This window comes from Lysobacter alkalisoli (genome assembly GCF_006547045.1).
Classification (GTDB): domain Bacteria; phylum Pseudomonadota; class Gammaproteobacteria; order Xanthomonadales; family Xanthomonadaceae; genus Marilutibacter; species Marilutibacter alkalisoli.
This window is the reverse complement of the sequence record NZ_CP041242.1, coordinates 1548533-1574331: the sequence shown is the minus strand read 5'-3', so window position 1 is coordinate 1574331 and position 25799 is coordinate 1548533. Positions and strand designations below refer to the sequence as shown.

At 66.9% G+C, this 25799-nt stretch carries 23 protein-coding genes and 1 pseudogene; 8 read left to right on the top strand and 16 right to left on the bottom strand.

What is annotated here, in order from left to right:
- The first annotated feature begins 41 nt into the window (after positions 1-41).
- The 7 genes from FKV23_RS06890 to FKV23_RS06870 all read left to right on the top strand — a co-directional run bounded on the left by FKV23_RS06890 (position 42) and on the right by FKV23_RS06870 (position 6915).
- The gene (locus FKV23_RS06890) at positions 42-1301 is read left to right on the top strand and encodes an APC family permease (protein ID WP_167285393.1); all 1260 of its coding nucleotides are present in this window, start codon (positions 42-44) and stop codon (positions 1299-1301) included.
- Between the two features lie 288 nt (positions 1302-1589).
- Positions 1590-2159: an HlyD family secretion protein gene (locus tag FKV23_RS06885; protein ID WP_141623190.1), complete on the top strand. Its 570-nt coding sequence runs from the start codon at positions 1590-1592 to the stop codon at positions 2157-2159.
- Entirely contained in the window at positions 2156-2878 is a 723-nt protein-coding gene (locus tag FKV23_RS06880; RefSeq protein ID WP_167285058.1) for an HlyD family efflux transporter periplasmic adaptor subunit, read from the top strand. Before FKV23_RS06885 ends, FKV23_RS06880 begins: the two co-directional genes overlap by 4 nt.
- Positions 2875-5046, top strand: a complete 2172-nt coding sequence (locus FKV23_RS06875; protein WP_141623188.1) for a peptidase domain-containing ABC transporter — start codon at positions 2875-2877, stop codon at positions 5044-5046. The genes FKV23_RS06880 and FKV23_RS06875 overlap by 4 nt, the downstream gene beginning before the upstream one ends.
- Before the next feature lie 88 nt (positions 5047-5134).
- Entirely contained in the window at positions 5135-5296 is a 162-nt protein-coding gene (locus FKV23_RS17155; RefSeq protein ID WP_167285055.1) for a hypothetical protein, read from the top strand.
- 141 nt (positions 5297-5437) lie between these two features.
- A complete protein-coding gene (locus FKV23_RS17150; RefSeq protein WP_167285053.1) occupies positions 5438-5614 on the top strand; it encodes a hypothetical protein in 177 nt (58 codons plus the stop codon).
- A gap of 182 nt (positions 5615-5796) precedes the next feature.
- Positions 5797-6915 (top strand): hypothetical protein, encoded by a 1119-nt coding sequence (locus FKV23_RS06870; protein ID WP_141623187.1) that lies wholly within the window; start codon positions 5797-5799, stop codon positions 6913-6915.
- 527 nt (positions 6916-7442) lie between these two features.
- Here FKV23_RS06870 and pnp read toward each other — a convergent pair.
- From pnp to rimP, 7 genes and pseudogenes are all read right to left on the bottom strand, one after another.
- Complete coding sequence (pnp, locus tag FKV23_RS06865) at positions 7443-9551, bottom strand: polyribonucleotide nucleotidyltransferase (RefSeq protein WP_141623186.1); 2109 nt, start codon at positions 9549-9551, stop codon at positions 7443-7445.
- 149 nt (positions 9552-9700) lie between these two features.
- Entirely contained in the window at positions 9701-9961 is a 261-nt protein-coding gene (gene rpsO, locus FKV23_RS06860) for a 30S ribosomal protein S15 (protein WP_141623185.1), read from the bottom strand.
- Positions 9962-10248: 287 nt separating this feature from the next.
- Positions 10249-11187: a tRNA pseudouridine(55) synthase TruB gene (gene truB / locus FKV23_RS06855; protein ID WP_141623184.1), complete on the bottom strand. Its 939-nt coding sequence runs from the start codon at positions 11185-11187 to the stop codon at positions 10249-10251.
- A 503-nt stretch (positions 11188-11690) separates the two neighbouring features.
- Complete coding sequence (gene rbfA / locus FKV23_RS06850) at positions 11691-12056, bottom strand: 30S ribosome-binding factor RbfA (RefSeq protein ID WP_141623183.1); 366 nt, start codon at positions 12054-12056, stop codon at positions 11691-11693.
- Positions 12053-14670 (bottom strand): annotated as a pseudogene (gene infB, locus FKV23_RS06845) (translation initiation factor IF-2). Before infB ends, rbfA begins: the two are co-directional and overlap by 4 nt.
- 173 nt (positions 14671-14843) lie before the next feature.
- Positions 14844-16331, bottom strand: a complete 1488-nt coding sequence (gene nusA / locus FKV23_RS06840) for a transcription termination factor NusA (protein ID WP_141623182.1) — start codon at positions 16329-16331, stop codon at positions 14844-14846.
- Between the two features lie 132 nt (positions 16332-16463).
- Positions 16464-17036, bottom strand: coding sequence for a ribosome maturation factor RimP (gene rimP / locus FKV23_RS06835; RefSeq protein ID WP_141623181.1), 573 nt, complete (start codon positions 17034-17036; stop codon positions 16464-16466).
- A 388-nt stretch (positions 17037-17424) separates the two neighbouring features.
- Between rimP and FKV23_RS06830 the strand changes: the two genes are divergently transcribed.
- The gene (locus FKV23_RS06830) at positions 17425-18189 is read left to right on the top strand and encodes a helix-turn-helix domain-containing protein (RefSeq protein WP_167285051.1); all 765 of its coding nucleotides are present in this window, start codon (positions 17425-17427) and stop codon (positions 18187-18189) included.
- A gap of 19 nt (positions 18190-18208) precedes the next feature.
- On the opposite strand, the gene FKV23_RS06825 is transcribed toward FKV23_RS06830, so the two are convergent.
- Genes FKV23_RS06825 through ccoO form a run of 9 tightly spaced genes read right to left on the bottom strand, consistent with a single transcriptional unit; the run spans position 18209 to position 25798 of the window.
- Entirely contained in the window at positions 18209-18964 is a 756-nt protein-coding gene (locus FKV23_RS06825; protein WP_141623179.1) for a sulfite exporter TauE/SafE family protein, read from the bottom strand.
- A complete protein-coding gene (gene ccoS / locus FKV23_RS06820; protein WP_141623178.1) occupies positions 18954-19142 on the bottom strand; it encodes a cbb3-type cytochrome oxidase assembly protein CcoS in 189 nt (62 codons plus the stop codon). Before ccoS ends, FKV23_RS06825 begins: the two co-directional genes overlap by 11 nt.
- Positions 19139-21619: a heavy metal translocating P-type ATPase gene (locus FKV23_RS06815; RefSeq protein ID WP_141623177.1), complete on the bottom strand. Its 2481-nt coding sequence runs from the start codon at positions 21617-21619 to the stop codon at positions 19139-19141. Before FKV23_RS06815 ends, ccoS begins: the two co-directional genes overlap by 4 nt.
- Positions 21619-22194 carry a FixH family protein gene (locus FKV23_RS06810; protein ID WP_141623176.1) on the bottom strand — a complete coding sequence of 192 codons (576 nt, stop codon included), beginning with the start codon at positions 22192-22194 and terminating at the stop codon, positions 21619-21621. The genes FKV23_RS06815 and FKV23_RS06810 overlap by 1 nt, the downstream gene beginning before the upstream one ends.
- Positions 22191-23726: a 4Fe-4S dicluster domain-containing protein gene (locus FKV23_RS06805; RefSeq protein WP_141623175.1), complete on the bottom strand. Its 1536-nt coding sequence runs from the start codon at positions 23724-23726 to the stop codon at positions 22191-22193. The genes FKV23_RS06810 and FKV23_RS06805 overlap by 4 nt, the downstream gene beginning before the upstream one ends.
- A gap of 58 nt (positions 23727-23784) precedes the next feature.
- Entirely contained in the window at positions 23785-24081 is a 297-nt protein-coding gene (locus tag FKV23_RS06800; protein WP_141623174.1) for a hypothetical protein, read from the bottom strand.
- Positions 24082-24085: 4 nt separating this feature from the next.
- Positions 24086-25012 carry a cytochrome-c oxidase, cbb3-type subunit III gene (ccoP, locus tag FKV23_RS06795; RefSeq protein WP_141623173.1) on the bottom strand — a complete coding sequence of 309 codons (927 nt, stop codon included), beginning with the start codon at positions 25010-25012 and terminating at the stop codon, positions 24086-24088.
- The gene (locus tag FKV23_RS06790; RefSeq protein ID WP_141623172.1) at positions 25009-25179 is read right to left on the bottom strand and encodes a cbb3-type cytochrome oxidase subunit 3; all 171 of its coding nucleotides are present in this window, start codon (positions 25177-25179) and stop codon (positions 25009-25011) included. Before FKV23_RS06790 ends, ccoP begins: the two co-directional genes overlap by 4 nt.
- A gap of 1 nt (position 25180) precedes the next feature.
- A complete protein-coding gene (gene ccoO / locus FKV23_RS06785) occupies positions 25181-25798 on the bottom strand; it encodes a cytochrome-c oxidase, cbb3-type subunit II (RefSeq protein WP_141623171.1) in 618 nt (205 codons plus the stop codon).
- Position 25799: the final 1 nt, after the last annotated feature.

Here is a 25799-nt window from a genome sequence, read left to right as displayed (position 1 = left end):
CCGCAGCCATCGACCGGAGCGCCATCGACAGCAGCACCGGCATGGTGCGAGCGGTCGGCCGCTGGCAGATCGTCGGGTTGTCGATCAACGACGTGATCGGCAGCGGCATCTACCTGCTGCCGGCCGCCACCGCCGCCCTGCTCGGCCCGGCCAGCCTGTGGGCGGTGCTGCTGGCGGGATTGGCGGTCGGTCTGCTGGTGCTGTGCTACGCGCAGGCCGGCAGCTACTACGACCAGCCTGGCGGCAGCTACCTGTACGCGCGCGACGCGTTCGGCAGCTTCATCGGCTTCGAGGTCGGCTGGATGACCTGGCTGACCCGCGTCGCCGCCGCCGCAGCACTCAGCAACGGCCTCGCGCTCGCGATCTCGCATTTCTGGCCGGCAGCGAAGGATGGCTGGGGCTGGACGATGATCGTGGCCGGCTCGCTGTTGGCCCTGGCCGCGATCAACATCGTCGGCGTGCGCGCGGCGGCCCGCACCGGCGTTGCCCTGGTGCTGATCAAGCTGGTGCCGCTGCTGTTCTTCATCGGCGTCGGCGTGTTCTTCGTGGACTGGTCGCGTGCGATCGATATCGGCGCACCGCTGATGGGCCACCTCGGCGAAGGCGCACTGCTGCTGCTGTTCGCCTACGCCGGCTTCGAGAACACTCCGGCCGCGGCCGGCGAGTACCGCAATCCGCGGCGCGACGTACCGTTCGCGCTGGTGACGATGATCGTCATCGTTACCCTGATCTATCTGGGTGTGCAGGTCGTCGCACAGGGCACCTTGCCGGGGCTGGCCGGCTCCGAAACCCCGCTGGCCGATGCCGCGCGGACCTTCGGCGGCCCCGCCGCCGCGCTGTTGCTGACCGTGGGCGCGGCGGTGTCGATCCTGGGCAGCAACAGCAACACGATGCTGTTCGGCCCGCGCTACCTGTACGCGCTGTCCGCCGACGGCTACGGCCCGGCGTCGTTGTCGCGGATCCATCCGCGCTTCCGTACCCCGGCCGTCGCAGTCGTCGTCACCACCGTACTGGCGCTGGCGCTGGCGCTGACCGGGTCGTTCGTGCAATTGGCCCTGCTGTCGGCGGTAGCACGGCTGTGCACCTACATCGGAACCTCGGCTTCGCTGCTGGTGCTGCAGCCGCGCTACGGCGACCGGCCCGAAGCCCTCCGCCTCCCCGGCGGGCGCCTGATCCCGCTCGCCGCCCTGCTGCTTTCGCTGGCCCTGGTCGCCAGTGCCGGCACCAGGAACCTGATCGCCGCCGGCATCGCGGTGGCCGTGGGCGCAGTGATCTACCTGCTGCGGCGGAAAGCCTCGTGAACATCAGGAAAGCTCGAAATGCTTCCTGTGCCGACAGCGCCTGCGCCGTGTGCCATGCCCTCATCGGTACGTTCGTCACACCTTGAAGGAGAACCCTTCGGAATAGGGGCGTACAGAGTCAAGAACATCGTCTGAAGGGGCCCCGTTGCAACCCTTTGCGACCCGGCAACTCGCCTATGATGATGCGCTCGTCCATTCCCGGATCCCGATGACCGGCCGTCACGCAGACATCGCTACGCATTCCCGGCACATGCAACGCACGCCGACGCACGCAGGCGCGAGGTGGCGGTGACCGGAGATCTGTTTCGGCGCGAAGCCCTGGAAGCGCGCAAGCAGGACTGGCTCGGCAGCGTGCACCTGTCGACCACGCGCCTGGGCTGGGCGATGGCGATCCTGGCCGGCACCCTGATCCTTGCGGTGGTACTCATCGTGGCGTTCGGCGGTTACACCCGCAAGGCCCCTGCACAAGGGCGGCTGGTGCCCATCGGCGGCCTGCCGGACGTGGCCGCAGTGGCTCCAGGCGTGGTGACGCGACTGCTGGTAACCGAAGGGGAAACGGTGGCCGCAGGCCAGCCGCTGGTCGAGATTTCACCGGACATCGATGTCCCGAACCAGGCGGGGCGGTCGGCGAACGCATCGCCACCGAACTCGAACAGCGGCGGCAGCGCCTGCAGCAGGACCTGGAAGACCTGGAAACCTCGCAGCGTCAGCAGGCTGTCGCATTGCGGCAGCGTATCCAGGCTCAGCAACGGCGCCTGGCCTCGGCCGAAACCGAGCTGGCACTCCGGCGCCGACAGGTCGCCGCGGCGGAACGCACGCTGGAGCGCATCAAACCCTTGCATGAACAGCGCATCGTGAGCGACGTGCAGGTGCAGCAGTACCAGGACCAGGCGCTGAACGCTCAGGCGCAACTGGAACTGACGATCCGAAACCGCCTGGATGCCGAAACCGCGCTCGCCGAAGCGCGCGAAAGGCACGAGGCATTGCCGCTGGAAACCGCCGCGCTACGCAGCAACATCGAGGGCGCACTGGCCGAAATCGCGCAGTCTGCGGCGCGCAATCTGGCACAGCGGGCCGTTGTGATCCGGGCCCCCGAGGCGGGCGTGGCCTCTGGCCTTGCGGTCGACCGCGGCCATGCGGTGCGCGAAAGCCAACGGCTGCTGTCGATCGTTCCGGCCCAGGCGCAACTGCAAGCGGAACTATGGGCGCCGTCGCACGCTGTCGGCACGATCGCACCCGGCAACCGGGTTGCGATGCGCTACCACGCCTTCCCCTACCAGACCTTTGGCCAACAGTACGGGCGCATCGTCGAAATAGCCGCCAGCCCGCTTTCGGCCGACGAAGTGCGCGCGCGGACCGGCATCGACCCGGGCGCACCCGCCTTCCGCGTACTGGTCGCGCTGCAGCGTCAGCAAATCGACGGCAGCGGCGGCGCCTTGCCGCTGCGCGCCGGCATGTCCCTGGACGCCGACCTGCTGCTGGAGCGCCGTCGCCTGTACCAGTTGCTGTTCGCGCCGCTCGGCGCGCTCCGGGCTGTGCCGCCGGCCGAGCCCCCACCGCAGGAGCAAACGCCATGAGCCCGGCATCCGGCTTCGGCGGTGCACACATGTCCGGGCGCCTGCCGGTGATCCAGCAGAACGAGATCGCCGAATGTGGGCTGGCCTGCCTGGCGATGATCGCGCGCTACCACGGGCACGACGTCGATCTCGCCGGGCTGCGGCGGCGCTTTCCGGTTTCGCTCAAGGGCGCCAGTCTGTCGCGCCTGATCACGGTCGCCGGACACCTCGGCTTCGACGCGCGCCCGTTGCGGGCCGAGCTCGAGCACCTGTCCGATCTGCGGCTGCCGTGCATCCTGCACTGGAACCTCAACCACTTCGTCGTTCTCAAGCGCATCCATCGCGGCAAGGCGGAGATCCACGACCCGGCGCGCGGGGCGGTGACCATGCCGCTGGAAGAATTCGGCCGCCACTTCACCGGCGTGGTGCTCGAGCTTGTACCCGCGGCCGGCTTTGCACCGGTCAGGGAACGGCAGCGCATCACGCTGCGCGGCCTGATCGGGCAGGTCCACGGGGTGCGTCGGGCGGCAACGCAGATCCTGCTCCTGGCGCTGGCGCTGGAAGTCTTTACCCTCGCCCTGCCGCTGGCGCTGCAGTGGGTGATCGACCTGGTGCTGGTCTCGGCCGACCTCGATCTGCTGACCCTGATCGGTATCGGCTTCCTGGCCGTGGTGGTATTCCAGTCGGCGATCGCGATGATGCGCGGCTGGATCGTGGCCGAACTCGGTGCCTCGCTCAGCGCGCAATGGATCGGCAACCTGTTCGGCCACCTGCTGCGACTGCCGCTGGACTACTTCGAGAAGCGCAGTGTCGGCGGCGTGCTGTCGCGCTTCATCTCGGTGCAGTCCATCCAGCAGACGGTGACCGGCAGCTTCGTCGAAGCGATCCTCGACGGCCTGACCGTGGCGCTGGTACTGGCATTGCTGGCGATCTACAGCGGCCCGCTGACACTACTGGTACTCGCTGCCTTCGCGCTCTACGCCGCGCTGCGCTGGATCAGCTACCGCAAACTGCAGCAACTCAAGGAAGAGCAGCTGGTTCACCTCGGCCGGCAGCAGAGTCAGATGATCGAGTCGATCGAGGGCGTACAGACGATCAAGCTCGCCAACAAGCAGGGCGAGCGCCGCGCGCGGGTCGCCAACGCCACCATCGAGGTGGCCAACCGCGAGGCGGCGATCAACCGGGTGACCGCCACCTTCTCGGCGCTGTCGCGGCTGATCTTCGGCACGCAACGCATCCTGCTGATCTGGATCGGCGCCTGGCTGGTGCTGCGCGGACAGTTCACCGCCGGCATGCTGGTGGTGTTCGTGGCCTACGCCGAGCTGTTCGCCACCCGCGGCGGCAGCCTGATCGACAAGCTGGTGGAGTTCCGCCTGCTCGGCATGCACGGCGCGCGCATCGCCGATATCGCGCTGGAGCCGCCGGAGGCACATGCAGCCAGCACCTACGCCGGGCCGCCACCGGAACCGCGGATCGAGGTAGAGAACATCAGCTTCCGTTATGCGGAGGACGACCCATGGGTGCTGCGCGACTGTACGTTCACGATCGAGGCTGGCGAGTGCGTAGCCATCGTCGGGCCGTCCGGCTGCGGCAAGACCACGCTGGCCAAGATTCTGCTCGGGCTGCTGCGTCCCGATGCGGGCACGATCCGCATCGGCGGCATCGACATCGAACGCTTCGGCCTGTCCGCCTATCGCGATCTGCTCGGCGCGGTGATGCAGGAGGACGCGCTGTTTGCCGGCTCGATCGCCGACAACATCTCGTTCTTCGACAGCGACGCCTCCATGGAGGCGATCGAGGACGCGGCCCGCGCCGCGCAGATCCACGACGACATCGTGGCAATGCCGATGGGCTACGAATCGCTGGTCGGCGACATGGGATCGTCGCTGTCCGGGGGACAAAAACAGCGGGTGTTGCTCGCGCGCGCGCTGTTCCGCAAGCCCGCGATCCTGCTGCTGGATGAGGCCACCAGCCACCTCGACGTGCAGCGCGAGCGCGAGATAAACCACAACATCTCCTCGCTTCCGATGACGCGGATCGTGATCGCGCACCGCCCGGAGACGATCCGCAGCGCCGATCGGGTCATTGCCCTGCGGAACGGCCGCATCGAGCTGTCCGATGAAGATCGTGAACAGATCGCAACGCGAAAACCATCCGCAGCCGCGGGCCCCGAACTAAGACGCCAATAACAGTTCTGCGCGACCAATTCGCTAGCATCGGGCATTACGCCGAATCCGGAACGGCGAGACGATTTCCGGACCATCATCGGAGACATCGATGAAACAACAGCACGAAAAGGAAGTCCGCCCGTTCGCCCGCGCAGCTGCGCGCGAGTTGACCGAGGAAGAGATCGCAGCCATTGCAGGGGGCGCTCCCGGCAATACGCATGCAACCGGCCCCAACGGAGACGACCCCGCCGATCCGGGCACCAACGTCTGATTCTGCCCAGCGTTTCCCTCCGGCTCGACTGCAGCGAACCGGTCAGGGACTGACAGGAAACGCGTTCACTGGAAGCCGCGCGTTTCCTGCTTCACCTCCACCGGCTTCCCGCATGAACCAGAATGCCAACAGGAGAATTCCATGAAGCAGCGTTCCGACACCTTCACCGCTCATGACACCGACACCGCGCGTCCGTTTGCACGCCAGGTGGCGCGTGAACTTACTGCCGCCGAGATCGAGGCGGTAGCAGGTGGCAAACCCGATACCACGCACGCCACCGGGCCCAACGGCGACGATCCTGCCGATCCCGGCATCTGATCCGGACAGCCCTGCACGAGCAACACTCCGGTGCAAGACCCTGTCCGGCTCTTGGGAAACGGACACGGCTCGCCACCTCACGACTGTTGAACGATGCGCGCCCCGCAACCGCGGGGCGCGCGCTCGTACGCCTCTGGCATCCCGCATGCCTCTCCACCCTTCCGACCCGACACCTCTGATCCATGGCAGATCGACATCCACTGATTCTTTCGGGCCTCGCCCATGACGTCCATGCCGCCGCGGTCGTCTGGGGCCTGCAGAGGCACGGCCTGACGCCGCTCTGGATCCGCTCCTGGGCGGACCCCGCGATGCCGCCTCTGTCGCTGCACTGCGACCCGCAGTCCGGCGTTCGCGCCAGCGGTGGTCCCGCGGACGCCGAGATTGGCAGCGTCTGGTTCCGCAGGCCACGCAACCCCGACGTGTTCCCGCATGCGCATGAGGCGGATCTGCCGTTCCTCCGCAACGAGTGGGGGCGATTCACCAACAACATTCATGCCTTGGCCGCCAAGTTTACGGATGCCCTCTGGGTCAACCATCCCGCAGCGGCGATCGATGCCGAGAACAAGCTCGTTCAGCTGCATGCCGCCAAGCGCGTGGGCCTCCCGTTCCCCGCCACGCTGATGTCTTCGGATCCTGTCGAGATCAGGCGCTTCGTCGGCGCACACCGCCGCGTCGTGTACAAACCATTCCAGACACACACCTGGCAGGACAGCGCCAGCGGCAAGATGTTCAGCACCTATGCGCGCATCGTCGACGCGGACATGCTGCACGACGATGCCAGCCTCCGCCAATGCCCTGGCATCTACCAGCAGGTGGTGGACAAGCACCACGATGTACGGGTGACGATCATCGGCGATCACGCCTTCCCGATCCGTCTCGACACGCCAGCACAGGGCGATTTCGTCGACTGGCGGATCGGCTCACTCGCCGAGACCATGCGAGCCCGGCCGGCGGAGCTGCCGTCGGGGTTTCTTGACATGTTGCATCGCCTGATGCGCGAGCTCGGCATCGTCTTCGGTTGCGTCGATCTGGCGATCGATGGCGACGGCAATCCACACTTCCTGGAAGTCAACCAGGCAGGCCAGTTCCTGTTTCTCGAGCAGGCCGCTCCCACGATGCCGATCCTGCGCGCGATGTGCGCACTGCTGGCGCAAGGCCGCGGCGACTATTCGATCGACGCGATGTCCGACGTTTCCTATGCCGGCTACCTGGCCAGCGACGAGCACGGCGCATGGTGGGAAACCGTGCGCGACGGCATCAAGGGACCGGCCGGCGCGATTCCAGGCGTCAGTGTCGAGTAGCCGAACCACGGCGCTCGCTTCCGGCCGGAACAGCAGACACTGCACACACTAATAAGGCTCTTCGTCCAATCGAGGGAAAGCGCCAGGTCTGTTGGATGACCGGGGCGCCGGGGGCGAAGGCCCTTGGATGCGAATGTCCCCCGGCGCCGGCCAAGGCCGACGCCTCCTCCTTGATTTCGCACCCAAGGGCCTTCGTCCCCGGCGTTCCGACATGACCGGTGGTTCCAGAAGCGCACTCCCAGGGAAGGTCTGCTTCACGTTCCAGTGTGGCCGCGCGACCCGACGTGGCCTGCCGGCCTTGACGGCGAAATCAAGGAGGAGGCCGCTGCCATCGGCGGCGGCCGGGGGACATTCGCCGTCAAGGCCGGCAGGTCGCGTCGGGACAGCCAGGTAGCGGCGAGAGCCAGCGATCGAACGCAAGCCACGCCTTCGCTTAAGGGTGAGCTCCCGCTCTCTCTTAGGAGAAGCCCCAAACAAAAAGCGGGCCGAGGCCCGCTTTCTGCTGTTGTTGCGATGAAACCAGGGAATTACTCGGCGGTGACGCCTTCGCCTTCCTCGACGGCCTTCATCGACAGGCGGATACGGCCCTGCTTGTCGACTTCCAGCACCTTGACCTTGACCACGTCGCCTTCCTTGAGCTTGTCGCCCACCTTCTCGACGCGCTCGTTGGAGATCTGCGAGACGTGCACCAGGCCATCCTTGCCCGGCAGGATGGTCACGAACGCACCGAAGTCCATGATCTTGGCGACCTTGCCTTCGTAGATGCGGCCCGGCTCGACGTCCGAGGTGATCTGCTCGATGCGCGACTTGGCGGCCTGCGCAGCGGCGGCGTTGACCGACGCGATGACGATGGTGCCGTCGTCCTGGATGTCGATCTGGGTGCCGGTTTCCTTGGTGATCGCCTGGATGGTCGAACCGCCCTTGCCGATCACCTCGCGGATCTTGTCCGGATGGATCTTCAGGGTCAGCAGGCGCGGCGCGAACTCGCTCAGCTCGTCGCGCGGCGTGGTCAGCGCATGCGCCATCTCGCCGAGGATGTGCAGGCGACCGGCCTTGGCCTGGGCCAGCGCGGTCTTCATGATCTCCTCGGTGATGCCCTGGATCTTGATGTCCATCTGCAGGGCGGTCACGCCGTTCTCGGTGCCGGCGACCTTGAAGTCCATGTCGCCGAGGTGGTCCTCGTCGCCCAGGATGTCGGACAGCACGACGAAGTCGTCGCCTTCCTTCACCAGGCCCATCGCGATGCCCGCGACCGGTGCCTTGATCGGCACGCCCGCGTCCATCAGTGCCAGCGACGAACCGCAGACCGACGCCATCGACGAGGAGCCGTTCGACTCGGTGATCTCCGAGACGATGCGGATGGTGTACGGGAACTCCTCCATCGACGGCATCACCGCCAGCACACCGCGCTTGGCGAGGCGGCCATGGCCGATCTCGCGGCGCTTCGGGCCCATCATGCGGCCGGCTTCACCGACCGAGTACGGCGGGAAGTTGTAGTGGAACAGGAAGTGTTCCTTGTACTCGCCGGACACGGCGTCGATGACCTGGCCGTCGCGCGCAGTGCCGAGGGTGGCGACCACGATCGCCTGGGTCTCGCCGCGGGTGAACAGCGCCGAGCCGTGGGTACGCGGCAGCACGCTGACCTTGGAGCTGATCGGGCGCACGGTGTCGAGCGCGCGGCCGTCGATGCGGACCTTGGTGCTCAGCACGGCGCCGCGCATGGTCTGGTACTCGAGCTCGCCGAATTCCTTGGAGATGTCGCCGGCGTTCCAGCCATTGGCCTCGATCTGCAACTCCAGTCCCGCCAGGACGTCCTTCTTCAGCGCCGAGATGGCGTCACGACGCTCCAGCTTGTCGCGGATCTGGAAGGCCTCGGAGAGACGGTTGCCGACGGCGGCCTTCAGCGCGGCGATCATCGCCTCGTCCTTGGCCGGCGGCTGCCAGTCCCACTTCGGCCTGCCGGCCTCGGCGACCAGCTCGTTGATCGCCTGGATGGCGGTCTGCATCTGCTGGTGGCCGAACATCACCGCGCCGAGCATCACGTCCTCGGACAGGCCCTTGGCTTCGGATTCGACCATCAACACGGCCTGCTCGGTACCGGCGACGACCAGCTCGAGCTCGGAATCGGCCAACTCGCTCGCGGTCGGGTTCAGCAGATACTGGCCGTTCTTGTAGCCGACCTTGGCCGCGCCGATCGGTCCCTGGAACGGGGCGCCGGTCAGGGCCATCGCCGCCGAAGCGCCGATCAGGGCCGGGATGTCGCCATCGATCTCGGGATTCAGCGACATCACCGTGGCGATGATCTGGACCTCGTTCTTGAAGTCTTCCGGGAACAGCGGGCGGATCGGACGGTCGATCAGGCGGGAGATCAGGGTTTCCTTCTCCGTGGCACGGCCTTCGCGCTTGAAGAAGCCGCCCGGGATGCGGCCGCCGGCGTAGAACTTCTCCTGGTAGTCGACGGTGAGCGGGAAGAAGTCCTGGCCCTCGCGCGCGGTCTTGTTCGCGACCGCGGAGACCAGCAGCACGGTGTCGTCCATCTTGACGATGACGGCGCCGCCGGCCTGGCGGGCGATCTCGCCGGTTTCCAGCGTCACCTGGTGGTTGCCGTACTGGAAGGTCTTGGTGATTTTTGCCACGTTGGTTTCCTGTCGATTTTCGTTGCGATCCGTGCGAGGCCCCTGCCCCGTCCGGTTGGCTGCAGGATGGCAGCCCTGCGGGTCGTGTCCGTTTCGCACGACCCACAAAAACAAACCGCGGCGCTAGAGCGCCGCGGCGGGTATCTGGATCAGCGACGCAGGCCGAGCTTCTCGATCAACGCCTTGTAACGCTCGTTGTCCTTGCGCTTGAGATAGTCGAGCAGGCTGCGACGACGGTTGACCATCATCAACAGGCCACGACGGCTGTGGTGGTCCTGCTTGTGCTGCTTGAAGTGCCCGGTAAGCAGTTCGATGCGGGCGGTCAGCAGCGCGACCTGGACTTCCGGAGAGCCGGTGTCGTTGGTGCCGCGGGCGTGTTCCTGGATGACTTTCTGGGTATCGATGGACATGGGTTGCCTCTTTGACGCGCGGCCCGCAGAAACACGTCCGGAGCGATGAAGCGGGGTGGCAATGACGGAGCATTGCCGCTCAGCAGCATCGTGCCGGCGTACCGCCTGGCCCGCCGTTGTGGTCGAAATATATGTGGAGTGCTTCGGAAAGCGGCGGAATTGTAACAGTCCGACCGGGGGATTGCGACCCGGAAACCGCCCTCCCGTCGGCTCCGGAACAGCCTGTTCAGGCTGATCCCGGGCTACCGGCCATTGCCGCGGCCAGCCGGGTTGCCGACTTCATGTCCTCAACTGCCCGCGACCGCCCAGCGGAACAACCGCTGCGGTTCGACCTGGCCATCGTCGCCCAGGCGTCCGATGCCGAGACAGCGCCGGGCGGAGTCAAAGATCGCGACCGGGCTGCCGGACGCCGCGGCCGGTACTTCGGTCACCGGTCGGGCCGGCTGGCCATGCCCGATCCGGCGGCAGCCATCGGCGTCGAGAGTTGCTTCAGGAAACCCGACCAATCCTGTCTCCAGCGGCAGCAGGCAGGCATCGAGGGCCGCCTCGCCCTCCCCGGCCCTCTCCTTCAACTCATCCAGTGTGAACATCCGCGGCTTGTTGAACGGCTCGATCCAGAGTCGGCGCAGGGTGGCGACATGGGCGCCGCAACCCAGTGTTTCGCCGAGGTCGCGGACCAGGCTGCGGACATAGGTGCCGGAACCGCATTCGACATGCAGACGCAACGCCAGACCATCGCGTTCGAGCAACTCGAAACGATGCACGACAACGTCGCGCACAGGCGCTTCGATCGATTCTCCGCGCCGGGCCCTGGCGTACAGCGGCTCTCCACCCTGTTTGAGCGCCGAATAGATCGGCGCACGCTGATGGAGCGGTCCGCGCAGCCCTGCCAGCGCAGCCTCCAGCGTGGCATCGTCGAAATCCGGCACCGGACGCTCGAGCAGCGGCGCGCCATCGGCATCGTCGCTGTCGGTGGTGAGGCCGAGCACCGCAGTGGTCTCGTAGGCCTTGCGCGCGCCCAGCAGCAGGCCGGCAATCTTGGTCGCCTCACCGAAGCACAGTGGCAACAGGCCGGTCGCAAGCGGATCGAGGCTGCCGGTATGGCCGCCCTTGGCGGCGCGAAACAGATGACGGGCCTGCTGCAGGGCCTGGTTGGAACTCAGCCCGGACGGCTTGTCGAGCAGCAGGATGCCATCGAGCTGGCGGAAGGATATTTTCTTCGACATCAACTATAGGAGCGGCCTTGACCGCGATTGGCATGACCAAACAAAGAATACCGAACGGAGAACCCAGCCCCCTGAGTCAGGGGGCGATTCGCGCCACAGGCGCGAATGGGGGTGTGGAAGCGCATTGACGGGGCCCGAAATCCGCATGGCGGATTTTGGGGTTAACCAAGCAGAGCTTGGTGAACGTCCCCCCTGAGTCAGGGGGCGATTCGCGCCACAGGTGCGAATGGGGGTGTGGAAGCGCATTGACGGGGCCCGAAATCCGCATGGCGGATCTTGGGGTTTACCAAGCGGAGCTTGGTGAACGTCCTCCCCTGAGTCAGGGGGCGATTCGCGCCACAGGTGCGAATGGGGTGTGGAAGCGCATTGATGGGGCCCGAAATCCGCATGGCGGATTTTGGGGTTTACCAAGCGGAGCTTGGTGAACGTCCCCCCTGAGTCAGGGAGCGATTCGTGCCGCATGGGGGTGTGGCAGTGCCCGGGAATCGCGCCCAGGGGCGCTCCTACGATTGGTCGGAATCGTCGCTCGGCGGCTGCAGGTCGCGCAGCAGCTTGTCGATGCGTTCGCCGCGGTCGACCGAGTCGTCGTAGTGGAAATGCAGTTCGGGGACATGGCGCAGTTTCATCGCACGCCCCAGCTTGTAGCGGATCTCGCGCGCGAGCTCGCGCAGCGCCTTGACCGCTTCGGTCGAGCGCTCTTCCTGCAATGCGGTGACGAACACCTTGGCATGGGCAAGATCGCGGGTGACCTCCACGTCTGACACGCTGACCGACGGCAGGCCGTGCTCACGTACGGCCTCGCGCACCAGCGTGCCCAGCTCGCGACGGAGCTGGGCGGATACGCGGTCGGAGCGGTGGAAGGTCTTCACAGCGTCCTCGCCACCTCGATGCGCTCGAAGCACTCGATCTGGTCGCCCGGCTTGACGTCGTTGTATTCCTTGACGCCGATGCCGCACTCGGTGCCGTTGCGCACTTCGTCGACGTTCTCCTTGAAGCGGCGCAGCGATTCCAGTTCGCCCTCGAACACCACGGTGTTGTCGCGCAGCACGCGGATCGGCTTGGAGCGCTTGACCACGCCCTCCACCACCATGCAACCGGCGACCGCGCCGAACTTGGAGCTGCGGAACACGTCGCGGACCTCGGCGATGCCGATGATCTCCTCGCGGATCTCCACGCCGAGCAGACCCGATGCCACCTGCTTCACCTGGTCGATCACGTCATAGATGATCGAGAAGTAACGCAGGTCGACGCCGTGGGTCTCGATGACCTTGCGCGCCGAGGCATCGGCACGGACGTTGAAGCCGATGATGGTCGCCTTCGACGTGGCCGCCAGGGTCGCGTCGGACTCGGTGATGCCGCCGACACCGCCGCCGATCACGTTGATGCGGATGTCCTCGGTCGACAGCGCCGTCAATGCCTCGCGCAGCGCCTGCACCGAACCTTGCACGTCGGCCTTCACGACCAGGTTCAGGGTCAGCTGGCCTTCACCGCTGCCCATCTGGGCAAGGATGTCCTCCATCCGGTTGCCGGCCTGGGCAACCAGGCGCGATTCGCGGCGCTTGGTGTCGCGCTGCTGGGCGACCTCCTTGGCCAGGCGCTCGTCATCGACCACCACGAAGTCGTCACCCGCGTCCGGCACGCCGGACAGGCCGAGTACCTGGACCGGGATCGATGGCGTGGCCTTGTCGACCTGTGAGCCGGTTTCGTCGAACAACGCACGCACACGACCGTACTGCACGCCGCAGACAAGGTAATCGCCCTTCTCGAGTGCGCCCTGCTGGACCAGTACGGTCGCGACCGGGCCGCGGCCCTTGTCGAGCGAGGACTCGATCACCACGCCGTTGGCGCGCCCTTCTGCGACAGCCTTGAGTTCGAGCACTTCGGCCTGCAGCGAGATGGCGTCAAGCAACGCGTCGATGTTGTCGCCGGTCTTGGCCGACAGCTCGACGAACTGGACGTCGCCGCCGAACTCCTCGGCCACGACTTCCTGCCCCATCAACTCGGTCTTGACCCGGGTCGGGTCGGCGTCGGGCTTGTCGATCTTGTTGATCGCCACCACCAACGGCACACCGGCTGCCCTGGCATGCTGGACGGCCTCGATGGTCTGCGGCTTGACGCCGTCGTCGGCGGCCACGACCAGCACCACGATGTCGGTCAGCTTGGCACCGCGGGCACGCATCGACGAGAACGCCGCATGGCCCGGGGTGTCGAGGAAGCTGATGACGCCCTTGTCGGTCTCGACATGGTATGCACCGATGTGCTGGGTGATGCCGCCGGCTTCGCCGGTTGCGACCTTGGTACGGCGGATATAGTCGAGCAGCGAGGTCTTGCCGTGATCGACATGGCCCATGATGGTGACCACCGGCGGGCGCTGGGTGGTCTCGCCCTGCGCCTTGTCGACGTGGGCCAGCAGTGCCTCCTCGGCATCGTCGCCGGTCTCGCGGACTGCCTTGTGGCCGAGCTCCTCGGTCACCAGCACCGCGGTGTCGTGATCGATGCTCTGGGTGATGGTGGCCATCACACCCATCTTGAACAGGGTCTTGACCACCTCACCGCCCTTCAGCGCAAGCTTCTGTGCCAGTTCGGCCACGGTGATGGTTTCGCCGATGGCGACTTCACGCACGACCGGGGCGGTCGGCTTGGAGAAGCCGTGCGGGCCGGCGCCGGCGCGAGCCTGCTCGGCCTGGCGGCGCGACTTCGGCTTGCCACGGGCACTGCTGCGACGCGCGCGCTCGGAAGCGCTCAGGTGCATCTGCCCGGCAAAACGCTTGGCCCCTTCGGCATCGCCAGCAACGGGATGGCCGCGACCCTTGCGGTGGCCGGCTGAGCGGTCGTCCTCGCGCGGCGGAGCCTTCGGATGGCCGTGCCCACCTGCCTTGTGCTGCGCGGCCTCCGGCTCGGGGCTGGGACGGGCGCTGGGGCGGGGGGAGAGGCAGCCGCTTGCTCGGCCTTGCGGCGCTCTTCCTCTGCGGCAGCAGCCTCCTCGGCCTCGCGCTGGGCGCGCTCGGCATCCTCGACGCGGCGGCGGTCGGCCTCGGCCAGGCGCTGCTGTTCGTCCAGGTTGCGCTGGCGCGACTCCTCGAGCTTGCGCAGGATCTCGGCGCGCTCGGTATCACCATTGGCCTCGGCGGCATCGGCTGCCTTGGCGGCATCGGTCGGCGCTTCGGCCGGACGCACCAGGGTGACCTTCTTGCGCACCACCACGTCCACCGTGGAGCGGCTCTTGCCGCCGCCTACGGTCAGTTCCTGCTTGCGGCTGCGGCTGAGGGTGATCTTCTTCGGCGACGCCCCGCCCTCGGCGGACTTTTCGTCCTTGCCGTGGGTGCGACGCAGAAAGCCGAGCAGCTTGACCTTTTCGGTACTGGTCACGACCTGGTCGGGGTCGCTGAACGCCATGCCGGCCTCGGCCAGCTGTTCCAGCAACTTCTCGACCGGCGTGTTCACCAGTTCGGCCAGCTTGCGGATGGTGGTTTGTTGCGACATTCGGTTTCCGTGTCTTGTGGCGCGGGACAGGCCCCGCGCAGGGTGTCGCCATTCTAGTCCCGCATCGCAGCCGGGCAACCCGGCGCCATGCATGGCCTGAATGGCCCGTCCGCAATCGCGGCATGGCCGCGGCTGCGATACCGGCCCCATTCACGGAGCCGGTGTTCAGGCACTCATTCGAACCAGTGCTTGCGCGCTTCCATGATCAGCGCGGCGGCACGTGCTTCGTCGATGCCCTCGATGTCGGTGATTTCGTCGGTTGCCATGTCGGCGAGGTCGTCGCGGGTGACCACGCCACGGGCGGCCAGCGCGAACGCGGTCGCCTCGTCCATGCCATCCACCTCCAGCAGGTCGGCGGCCGGCTGGTGCTCGTCGAGCTCCTCCTCTGCGGCCAGCGCCTCGTTGAGCAGCGCGTCGCGCGCTCTTGCACGAAGCTCCTCGACGATATCCTCATCGAAGCCTTCCACCGCCAGCAGTTCGCCGACCGGCACGTAGGCGATTTCCTCGACGGTGGTGAAGCCTTCCGCGACCAGGATGCCGGCGATCTCCTCGTCGACCTCGATCTTTTCCTGGAACAGTTCGCGCGCGGCGTTCTGCTCGGCCTCGGACTTGGCGGTGACCTGGTCCTGGGTCATCACGTTGAGCTGCCAGCCGGTCAGGCGGCTGGCCAGACGCACGTTCTGACCGCCCTTGCCGATCGCCTGGGCGAGCCGGTCCTCGGCCACGGCCAGGTCCATCGAATGCTTTTCCTCGTCGACGATGATCGACTGCACCTCGGCCGGCGCCATCGCATTGATGACGAACTGGGCCGGGTTGTCCGACCACAGCACGATGTCGACCCGCTCGCCGTTGAGCTCGTTGCTCACCGCCTGCACACGCGAACCACGCATGCCGATGCAGGCGCCGATCGGATCGGTGCGGTTGTCGTGGGCGAGCACGGCGATCTTGGCGCGGTCGCCCGGATCGCGGGCGCAGGCCTTGATCGACACCAGCCCCTGGCCGACTTCCGGCACCTCGAGCTTGAACAGCTCCATCATGAATTCGGGCGCGGCACGGCTGATGAACAGCTGCGGGCCACGCGGCTCGGTACGCACGTCGTAGAGGTAGCCACGGACGCGATCGCCGGCACGCAGCACGTCGCGCGGGATGCCCTTGTCCTTCTGGATGATCGCCTCGGCATTGCCGCCCAGGTCGACATAGATGCTTCCACGCTCCACGCGCTTGACGATGCCGGTGACCAGCTCGCCGATGCGGTCCTTCCATTCGTCCACGACCTGCTGGCGCTCGGCCTCGCGCACGCGTTGCACGATCACCTGCTTGGCCGCCTGGGCAGCGATGCGGCCGAAGTCCGGGTTCTCGATCTGCTCCTCGATGTAGTCGCCGACCTCGACGCCCTCGGCCTCGTCGACCGCATCCATCAGGCGGATCTGCCGGTCAGGCGACTCCATGACCACGTCATCGGCCACGACTTCCCAGCGGCGGAAGGTCTCGTAGTTGCCATCCTTGTGGTCGATGGCCACGCGGACCAGCACGTCCTGCTCGTGATAGCGCTTCTTCGCCGCCGACGCCAGCGCGGCCTCGATCGCATCGAAGATGACCTCACGCGGCACGCCCTTTTCATTGGCGACCGCGTCGACGACCAGCAACAGATCCTTGCTCATTCGGATATACCCTGAAAACTTGTAGTTATTCGACTTCGGACACGGGAACGCATGCCCCATGTCCCCCGCCGGCCCCTTCCAAGGCCGGCCGCGCCCTCGACTCAAGGGCGCTGCGGAAACGGCTTCGACATCTCACCCGCCATCTCCTGTCTGCTTCGTACTTCCAGGACGACCGGCCGGCTTCTTGCCCGGCTTCGACGGGGCCAGTCCCAACGCGGCCCAGTCCGGGACCAGGCGCGCCTTCTCGATATTGTCGATGGCAACGGTAAAGTCGCCGCCATCGACATTGAAGGTGACGCCGCCATCGGCGACCGCACCGATCCTGCCACGCAGGCGGCGCCGGCCCTCCTGCGGGAGCTTCAGCACGACCTTGGCCTCTTCGCCCTGAAAGCGCTGGTAGTGCGCCGCGGTGAACAGCGGGCGGTCCAGCCCGGGCGAAGACACTTCCAGCGTGTAGTTGCCGCTGATCGGATCCTCGACATCGAGCTGGGCGGAGACCTCGCGGCTGACCGCCTCGCACTCGTCGATACCGACCGCGCGCACGTCCTCGCCTTCGGCGGCACTCTCGCCCTCGGGCACGTCGATATAAAGGCGCAGCACCGCGCTACCGGGCGCCGGCAGGTATTCCACGCCCAGCAGCTCGACTCCGAGCGAGGCCACTGTCGGGGCCAGCAAAGCTGAGATTTCGGCTGCCTTGTCCATCAACGCGTTCGACCTCTGTGCGACTTCGACTTGCCTATTGCATTCCGGGTTGCCCCGGAAACAGCAAAGGGCCCGAATGGGCCCCTTGTCCGGCACTGCTGGATTTCGGTGTGGCCGCGCAAGCAGCGCGCGATCACAAAGCCCAGGCCTTGACCCAAAAAGAAAGCCTCTTCCGAGGCTCGCTTCCGATTCCGCGCATGGCGCAGACCCGGAGGTCGAAGCTGGCGGCAGAACCGGATCGATGCAAGCATCTGCGTCCCACCAAGCTCCCGAATTGTAGGGGGAGTCCCGGTCACGCGCAAGCTCGGGTCCACTGAAGCCGCGCAGGCCCCGGCAGAAGAGGTTGGCCAGAAGGCCGGCGCACGCCGGCGACATGCGAGAATACATGGCCATGAACACCCCCACCCCGCTCGACCTGGGCCGTCTGCGTCATAGCTGTGCACATTGCTCGCTCCAGCAGCTATGTCTTCCGGCCGGCATCGATGCCGCAGCACTGCAGCAGCTCGAACGCATCGTCCGGCGGTCGCGGCCGGTCCAGCGCGGAGAACGGTTGTATCGTGTCGGCACCCCGCTCGGTGCCGTGTTCGTCGCCAGCAGCGGTGCGTTCAAGACTGTCGGCCTGAACGAGTCCGGCGAGGAGACCCTGCTGGGTTTTCACCTGCCAGGCGAGCTGATCGGCCTGGACGGACTCGGCGAGGGTGCGCATCGGTGCGAAGCCGAGGCCTTGGTCGACGCCCAGGTCTGCGAAGTGCCGCTGGATCAGCTCAGTGCGGTGGCGATGCAGTTGCCGAGCCTGCACCGGCAACTGTTGCGCGTGATCGGCCAGGGCGTCGACCGCGACCACGATCACACCAGCCTGCTGGTACGGCGCCAGGCCAGCGAGCGGATCGCGCTGTTCATGCAGGGGCTGGGCCAGCGCTACGCCCAGATCGGCCAGGACGGGCATCGGTTCAGGCTGCCGATGAGCCGGGAGGATATCGCCCGCTACCTCGGCCTGGCGCTCGAGACCGTCAGCCGTGGGCTGGGCCGCCTGCAGGACGACGGCGTGATCGCGGTGCATGGGCGGCAGATCCAGATCCTTGACCCTGACGAACTGGCCAGGCTGGCCCAGGGTGAAGAGGACTGCGAGCCGGCACGGCAGCGCCGCCGCGGCTGACCACCCGGCCTGAGCCCAGTCAACCTGGCAGGCTGCCGCAGCCCAGCACCGACAACAATGCGTGCAGGGCCGGCACCCGCACCAACCACGGCGCGGCCAGCGTCAGCACCCCGGCCATCAACACCAGTCCGGCCGCGATCCTTCGCCAACGCGGATCCTGCAGGCGCTTTCCCAGCCGGACTCCCGACCAGGTCAAGGGCAGCATGACCGGCAAGGTGCCGAGCCCGAAAGCCGCCATCGTCAAGGCCCCGTTGACTGCATCCGCCTGCAGCCAGGCCGCGACCAGCAACGTGGTGCTGAGCCCGCACGGCAGCCATCCCCACAACATGCCCAGGCCGAGCCGCCTGGCCCGGGTGTCGGCCGGCAGCAGGTGCCGCTGCAATGGCCGCAGCAGCTGCCAGAAGCGCTGACCGCCACGGCCGAGAAAAGCGAGTCGGCCGCTTTGATCGAGCAGGCGCAGCGCGACCAGCACCAGTACCGCCCCGACCAGCATGCGCAGGCCGGTGGCCAGGCCCTCCATGTGTACGGCCTGCACGATGCCACGACCGACGCCACCGGCAATGGCGCCGGCCAGCACGTAGCCGGCGACCCGGCCCAGGTTGCTGTCCAGCGCCGTCTGCCAGGACACCCACGTCCGACGGCCCTGCCCCGCGCCGGCCGGCAATGCCATCGCGGAGAAGCCGGTCGCGATGCCACCGCACATCGCCGCGCAATGCACGCCGCCGAGCAGGCCTGTCAGCAACGCCGCTCCGAGGGTGAGCCAGTCAATCGGCATCTTCGGGTGGCTCCTTTCCACCTCCGGGCGGCAGCGGTCCGGGCTCGTCGCGCAGGATGTCCAGCGCCGGGGCATCGAGGTCATCGAACTGGCCGCGACGCACCGCCCATACGAACATGGCGATCGCCGCGGCCAGCAGCACCAGGCTCAACGGGATGAGCAGAAGCAGGATGTTCATGCCGGTGCCTTCCTTCCCGCGAAGGACTGTGGATCCGCCCGGTGTCGCTGCCGGAGCAGGCGCAGAGCGTTGACCGTGACCAGCAGCGAGGACAACGCCATGCCCAGTGCCGCCAGCCACGGTGTCACCAGCCCGCTCGCGGCCAGTGGCAGTGCAAGTACGTTGTAGCCCAGCGCCCAGGCAAGGTTCTGGCGGATGAGGGTCCGCGTGCGACGCGCCAGCCCGATCGCCTGCGGGATCCGCGACAGCGACGGACTGGTCACCACGAAGTCGGCTGCACGCTGGGCCAATGCCGCGCCGTCGGCCATCGCCAGTGAGACGTCCGCACCGGCCAGCACCGGCGCGTCGTTGAGGCCATCGCCAACCATCGCGACGATGCGCCCCTCCGCCTGCAGTTCGTGTACATGGGCGAGCTTCTGCTCCGGCGTCTGTCGCGCGCGGAACGCGTCGATGCCGAGCTGTTCCGCGAACCGGGCAACCGTGCCGTCGGCATCGCCGCTGCAGATTTCGATTCCGACCCCCTGCCCTCGCAGCGCGTCGATCGCGACCGCGGCATCGACACGCGGTGTTTCCCGCACCTCGAACCGTGCAAAAGCCTGCTCGCCATCGCCCAGCCACAGCGCGCCGTCGTCATGTCCACGACACGCGAAACCCGCCCGTCCCAACCGCCACTCACGTTCGTCGACCCGGCCGACGATGCCGGCACCGGGCTCGAACCGCGAATCGACGGCGCGCGGCGCGTCGACGACGTGCGCGAACGCGCGCGCCAATGGATGCCGGCTGTCCCGTTCCAGCGCAGCAGCGATCCGCAGGGCACCAGCAATGTCCAAGCCGCCATATACCTGCACATTCCCCAGCGTCGGCTGGCCATCGCCGAGCGTGCCGGTCTTGTCGAACACGATGTGGTCGACGCGTGCGAGTACGGCCAGGGCGTCGCCGCGCAGGCCGAGCACGCCGATCCGCGCCAGCGCGCCGTGCGCGGTGGTCAACGCCGCCGGCACCGCCAGCGACAGCGCGCAGGGGCAACTGACCACCAGCACCGCGAGGGTCACCTCGAGCGCACGCGCGGGCTCATGCACATGCCACCACGCATACACGCCCGCGGCCACGACCAGCAGTACCGCCACGAATACGCTGGCGATGCGCTCGGTGACCTGCGCCAGCCGCGGGCGCTCGGCCTGGGCACGATCGACCAGTTGCGCGAGCTGCGACAGGCGGGTGTCGCTGCCGGTACGGGTCAGGCGCATCCGCGCCGGCCGCTCGTGGCAATGGCTGCCGGCCAGGACCGTGTCGCCGGCACGGCGTGCCACCGGCTCCGACTCCCCGGTGAGCAGGGCTTCGTCGAAGGCCGAGGCATGGTCGAGCAGGACGCCATCGGCTGGCACCGCCTCGCCCGGAGCGACCCGGACCACGTCGCCAGGCGCGAGCTCGGCCAGCGGCACCTGCTCGATTCTCTGCCCGTCACCGGCCCCGGCGCATTCCCGCGTGGCCAATGCGGGACGGGCACGGGCCAGCGCATCGATCTGGGCGCTGGCGATGCCGCGCGCGCGCTGCTCGAGCATGCGCGCGACCAGCAGCAGGAACACGAACATCACCGCGGCGTCGTACCAGACATGCACGCCGCCACGGAAGGTTTCCAGCACGCTGGCGAAATACGCAAGCAGGGTGGAGCCACCGATCAGGGTATCCATGCCGAGCCGTCGGCCGCGCAGCTCGCGCCACATGCCTTCCAGGAACGGCCAGCCGGCATAGAACACCACCGGTGTCGAGACCAGCATGGTCAACCAGCGGAAGAAGTCGCGCGTCGCGACCGGCATGGTCTGGTGCACGTCGAGATACAGCGCCTCGGCCAGCATCATCGCCTGTATCGCGCCGAGCCCGGCCACGCCCAGGCGCAGCAGCCAGCGCCGGTTCTCGCGACGACGCGCCTGTTCGCGCGCCTCGCCGGTCGCGAGCCATGGCCGATAACCGAGCGCGGCCAGCCGCGTCATCAACGACGACAGCGCGATGCGGTCCGGATCCCAGCCCAGCCGGATACGCCCGGTCACCGCGTTGGCAGTGATGTCGAGCACACCGGGTTCACGGCGCAGGGCGCGGTCGATCAGCCAGGCACAGGCTGCGCAGCGCATCGCGTCGGTCAGCACGGTGATCTCGCGCCCCCCCTCCACGGCGCGGCTGTGCTCGGCCAGCACCACGTCGCGATCGAAAGCCGCATAGTCTGCGGACACGCCGCCGACCCGACCCGCCGGCGCCTGGCGGAGCCGGTAGTAATCCTCCAATGCGGCGCCGGTGATCCATTGCGCGGCCGCAGCGCAGCCCGCACAGCAGAAAGCGCGTGCCTGGCCGGCAATGGCTTCGTTCACCGCATCGGCAGGCAGCGGCTCGCCGCAGTGGAAGCAGCATTGTCCGGCCACGCCATTGGCGCTGGACTCGCCGGCGCGGTCGTCGACATGCGATTGGAGGATGGCGACACCCATCAGGATGGATTCTCCGGCAGCGCCGGGCCGAGGCGTACCGCGTTCCGGGTCGCCGGCAGGCGTCCGTGCAGGCGCCAGGAACCATCCGGCGGTGTCAGCTGGAGCAACCAGTCGTGGCCGAGGTCCAGCGGGTCTTCGAGTTCGATGCGCCAGCCCAGTTCCGTCGGTTGCAGTTGCAGGCGCAGGTCCTGCCCGGCATCGGTCGGATGCGACACCAGCAGCGTCAGCGGCTGCTCATGGTTGCCGTCGCCGGCTTTCGCGCCGCCGGAAGAATTGGCACCGGCCGGACCCGCAATGGTCGTGCCCTGCCCCCACTCGCCGGTCGCGGGCAGGAGCAGCACCTGCCCGCCGTCGACCTGCAGCACCGCCGACAGCTTCAGCTCTCGCGCCCGTGCATCAGGCCCCAGCGAAATGGTCTGGATCTGCGCGGTACGCTGGACCGGATCGATCACCGCGTCGTCACCACCGCTGCGGATCGCGATGACGAGCATGGTGATGCCAACGACGACCGCCAGCGCCGGCAGCGCGATCACCAGCCAGACCATGGGTTCACGAAGGGGATGGCGTCTGATCATTCGATTGGCCCGAAGAAACTGGATTCGACATGCTGACGGAGACTTCCGTCCATGGACTCGACCACGAACACGACTGCGTGGCGTCCGCGCAGGCCCTGTTCCGCCGACAACACCAGCGGGATGCTCGACACCTCTTCAGCGCCGACTTCGATGACGGCAGGGGCGCCGGACAGAACGATGCCTTCCGGCACCTGCACGGCGAGGCCGTAGCGCTGCGGATCGAGCGTCTTGTTGACGAGCTTGAGCGTGTAGCCGTTCTCGATCCGGCCATCGCCCGCCTCGCGATACAGCGTATTGCGATCGCGCAGCACCTCGGCGATCAGCGGGCTCCGGTTACCCACGCCCCAGGCCCATGCCATGCACAGGACAAGCAGCAGTGAACCGTACACCAGCATCCGCGGACGCAGCACCCGGGTCGGTTTGCCATCGATCGCGTTCTGGGTCGAATAGCGGATCAGCCCGTGCGGATAACCCATCTTGTCCATGACCCGATCACAGGCGTCGATGCAGGCGCCGCAGGCGATGCACTCGTACTGCAGGCCGTTGCGGATGTCGATGCCGGTCGGGCATACCTGCACGCACAGGGTGCAATCGATGCAGTCGCCCAGCGCTTCGGGTGCGAACTTCGGCAGCGGTTCGGCCTTCAGCCCCTCGTCGACGATCGAGGTGGTGCCGGCCGCCTGCACCTTCTGGGCGCCATGGGCGGCCCGGAACACGTAATCGGTGGCGGTTGCCATGTCGAGCAGTCCGCGCACGCGCTCGAGCACGCTGGCCAACCCGCGACGACGCGGACCGCGCGGTTCGCCGCGCATCGGATCGTAGGCGATAAGCAGGGTGTTGCGGTCGAACATCGCGCTCTGGAAACGCGCGTACGGACACATGTACTTGCAGACCTGCTCGCGCAGGAAGCCGGCATTGCCCCAGGTGGCCAGCGCGTAGAACAGTACCCAGAACACCTCCCAGCCGCCCCAGCGAAATGGCGCCCGCGCGCCCAGATCGAGGATCGGGGTGAAGAAGCCGACGAAGGTGAAGCCGGTCCACAGCGCAAACACCAGCCACAGCATGTGCTTGCCGCCCTTGCGCAGCAGCTTTTCGCCGCTCCATGGTGCGGCATCGAGCTTCATGCGCTGGTGGCGGTCCCCCTCGGTCCAGCGCTCCATCCACAGGAACACTTCGGTCCATACCGTTTGCGGACAGGCATAGCCGCACCACAATCGTCCGGCCAGCGCGGTAAAGAAGAACAGCGCCATGCCGGCGATGACCAGCAGAAGTGCCAGGAAGACGAAATCTTGTGGCCAGAAGTTCAGCCCGAACACGTAGAACTTTCGCGCTGGCAGGTCGAACAGCACCGCCTGGCGTCCATCCCAGCGCAACCACGGGAACAGATAGAACATGCCCAGCAGCACGAATACCGCCGTCTTGCGCAGGCTCTGGAAGCGGCCTTCGACGTCGCGGGGATAGACCTTGCGCTCGCTGACGTACAACGCATTGCCGCCGTCGTCGAGGACTTCGATGTCGATGACCTTTTTCATGGATTCCCGCCTTCGCGGGAATGACTGGGCAGGCGCTTCCGATGTTTCATGATCACCTTCAATCCCGCCGCAATGGCCGGTTGAAGCGACCCGGGGGACGCAGGAGGATCCAGGTGAAGAGGCTGGAAGCCGCAGTCGCCAGCCAGAACATGAAGAAGCCCAGGGTGTAACCGAGCGGGCGCGTCATCGGCAGACCGGGAAAACTCATGTCGCGCAGCTCGATCGGATCGACGTGGGCGAAGAACACCATCGTGCAGATGCCGGCTGTGAAGAAGCTCGGCCACAGGATGGCACCGATCCGCTGCGCCAGCGGGCGCGGCGGATGGTCGAGACGGGGGCTGGTGAAATCCGGCACGCGTTTACTCCGTGACCGCGCCGTCCGGCGGATGCGACAACGACCAGACATAAGCCGCCACCAGGCGCGAGCGGGTCTCGCCCAGCAGCTCGCGATGCGGCGGCATCACGCCATGGCGGCCGTTGGCGATGGATTCGTACAGGCTTGCCTTGCTGTTGCCGTACAGCCAGTAGTCGTCGGTCAGATCCGGTGCGCCGAGATCCTGGTTGCCCTTGCCATCGGCTCCGTGACAGGCGATGCAGACACCCTCGTACAGGCTCTTGCCCTGCGCGGCCATGTAGTTGTTTTCAACCCCTGCAGGATTGGGCAGCGAGCGCACGTAGGCGACCACGTAGTCGACCGCGTTGTCGCCCTTCATCCCGGCCAGCACCATGCCCCACGGCGTCATCACGCCTTCGCGGCCGTCGAGCACGCTATCGAGGATGCGCTCGGGCGAGCCTCCCCAGTGCCAGACGCCGTCGGTCAGGTCGGGATAACCGATCGCGCCCTTGCCCGAAGAGCCGTGACAGGTCGCGCAGGTGTTGCCGAAGATCGAGCGCCCCAGTTCGAGCGCGACCGGGTCGCGTGCGATCACGTCGATCGGTTGGCCGGCATAGGGACGGAATGTCTCCTCCAGACGTGCATCGAACTTCTCCTTCTGCAGTCCGTGCTCACCTGCCGACGTCCATCGGCTGATGCCCGCAAACGCACCCAGCCCCGGATACCAGATCAGGTAACCGATCGAAAACACGATGGTCAGATAGAACAGGTTGATCCACCACTTCGGCATCGGCTTGTTGTACTCGGTGAGATCGTCGTCCCACACATGGCTGGTGTCGGTCGGTGCCGGGTCGCCCGGGCGCCGTCGGCCGGTCCACCAGATCAGCCAGACGCAGCCGAGCACATTCAGCACGATCAGTGCGATCACGAACCATGACCAGCCGGCGCTCATGGCTTCATCTCCGGGGGAAGCACACTGTCGGCAAGCGCGGGCTCATCCTGCTCCAGCGGAAGCAGTGCGGCCGCCTCGAAGTCCTGCCTGCGCTTCGGGCTCCACGCCCACAACCAGCCAGCAGCGAACAGCGCCAGCAGCAGTACGGAAACGATTCCTGAAATCATCTCAATTTCCTCCCCTTGGCGCATGCCGGCCCAGGCCCTGCAGGTAGGCCACCAGCGCATCGAGCTCGGTCTTGCCGGCAACGTTCTGGCGTGCGCCCGCGATCTCCTCGTCGGTGTAGGGATCGCCGATGAATTGCAGGGCGCGCATCTTCTTCTCGACCAGCTCGCCATCGACCCTGGCCTTCTCCAGCCACGGGAAGCCGGGCATGTTGGATTCGGGCACCACGTCGCGCGGATTGATCAGGTGCACGCGATGCCAGTCGTCGGGATAGCGGCCGCCGACCCGGGCCAGGTCCGGCCCGGTGCGCTTGCTGCCCCACTGGAATGGACGGTCGTAGACCGACTCGCCGGCCAGTGAGTAGTGGCCGTAACGCTCGGTCTCGAAGCGCAGGGTCCGGACCATCTGCGAGTGGCAGTTGTAGCAACCCTCACGGACATACACGTCGCGACCGACCAGTTCGAGCGCCGGATACGGTTTCACCCCTGGCAGGGGCTCGATCGCCTCGGCCTGGTACATCAGCGGCACGATCTCGGCCAGGCCGCCGAACGACACGGCCACCGCGATCAACACCGCCATCAGGCCGACATTGGTTTCGACTTTCTCGTGGGAATGGCTCATG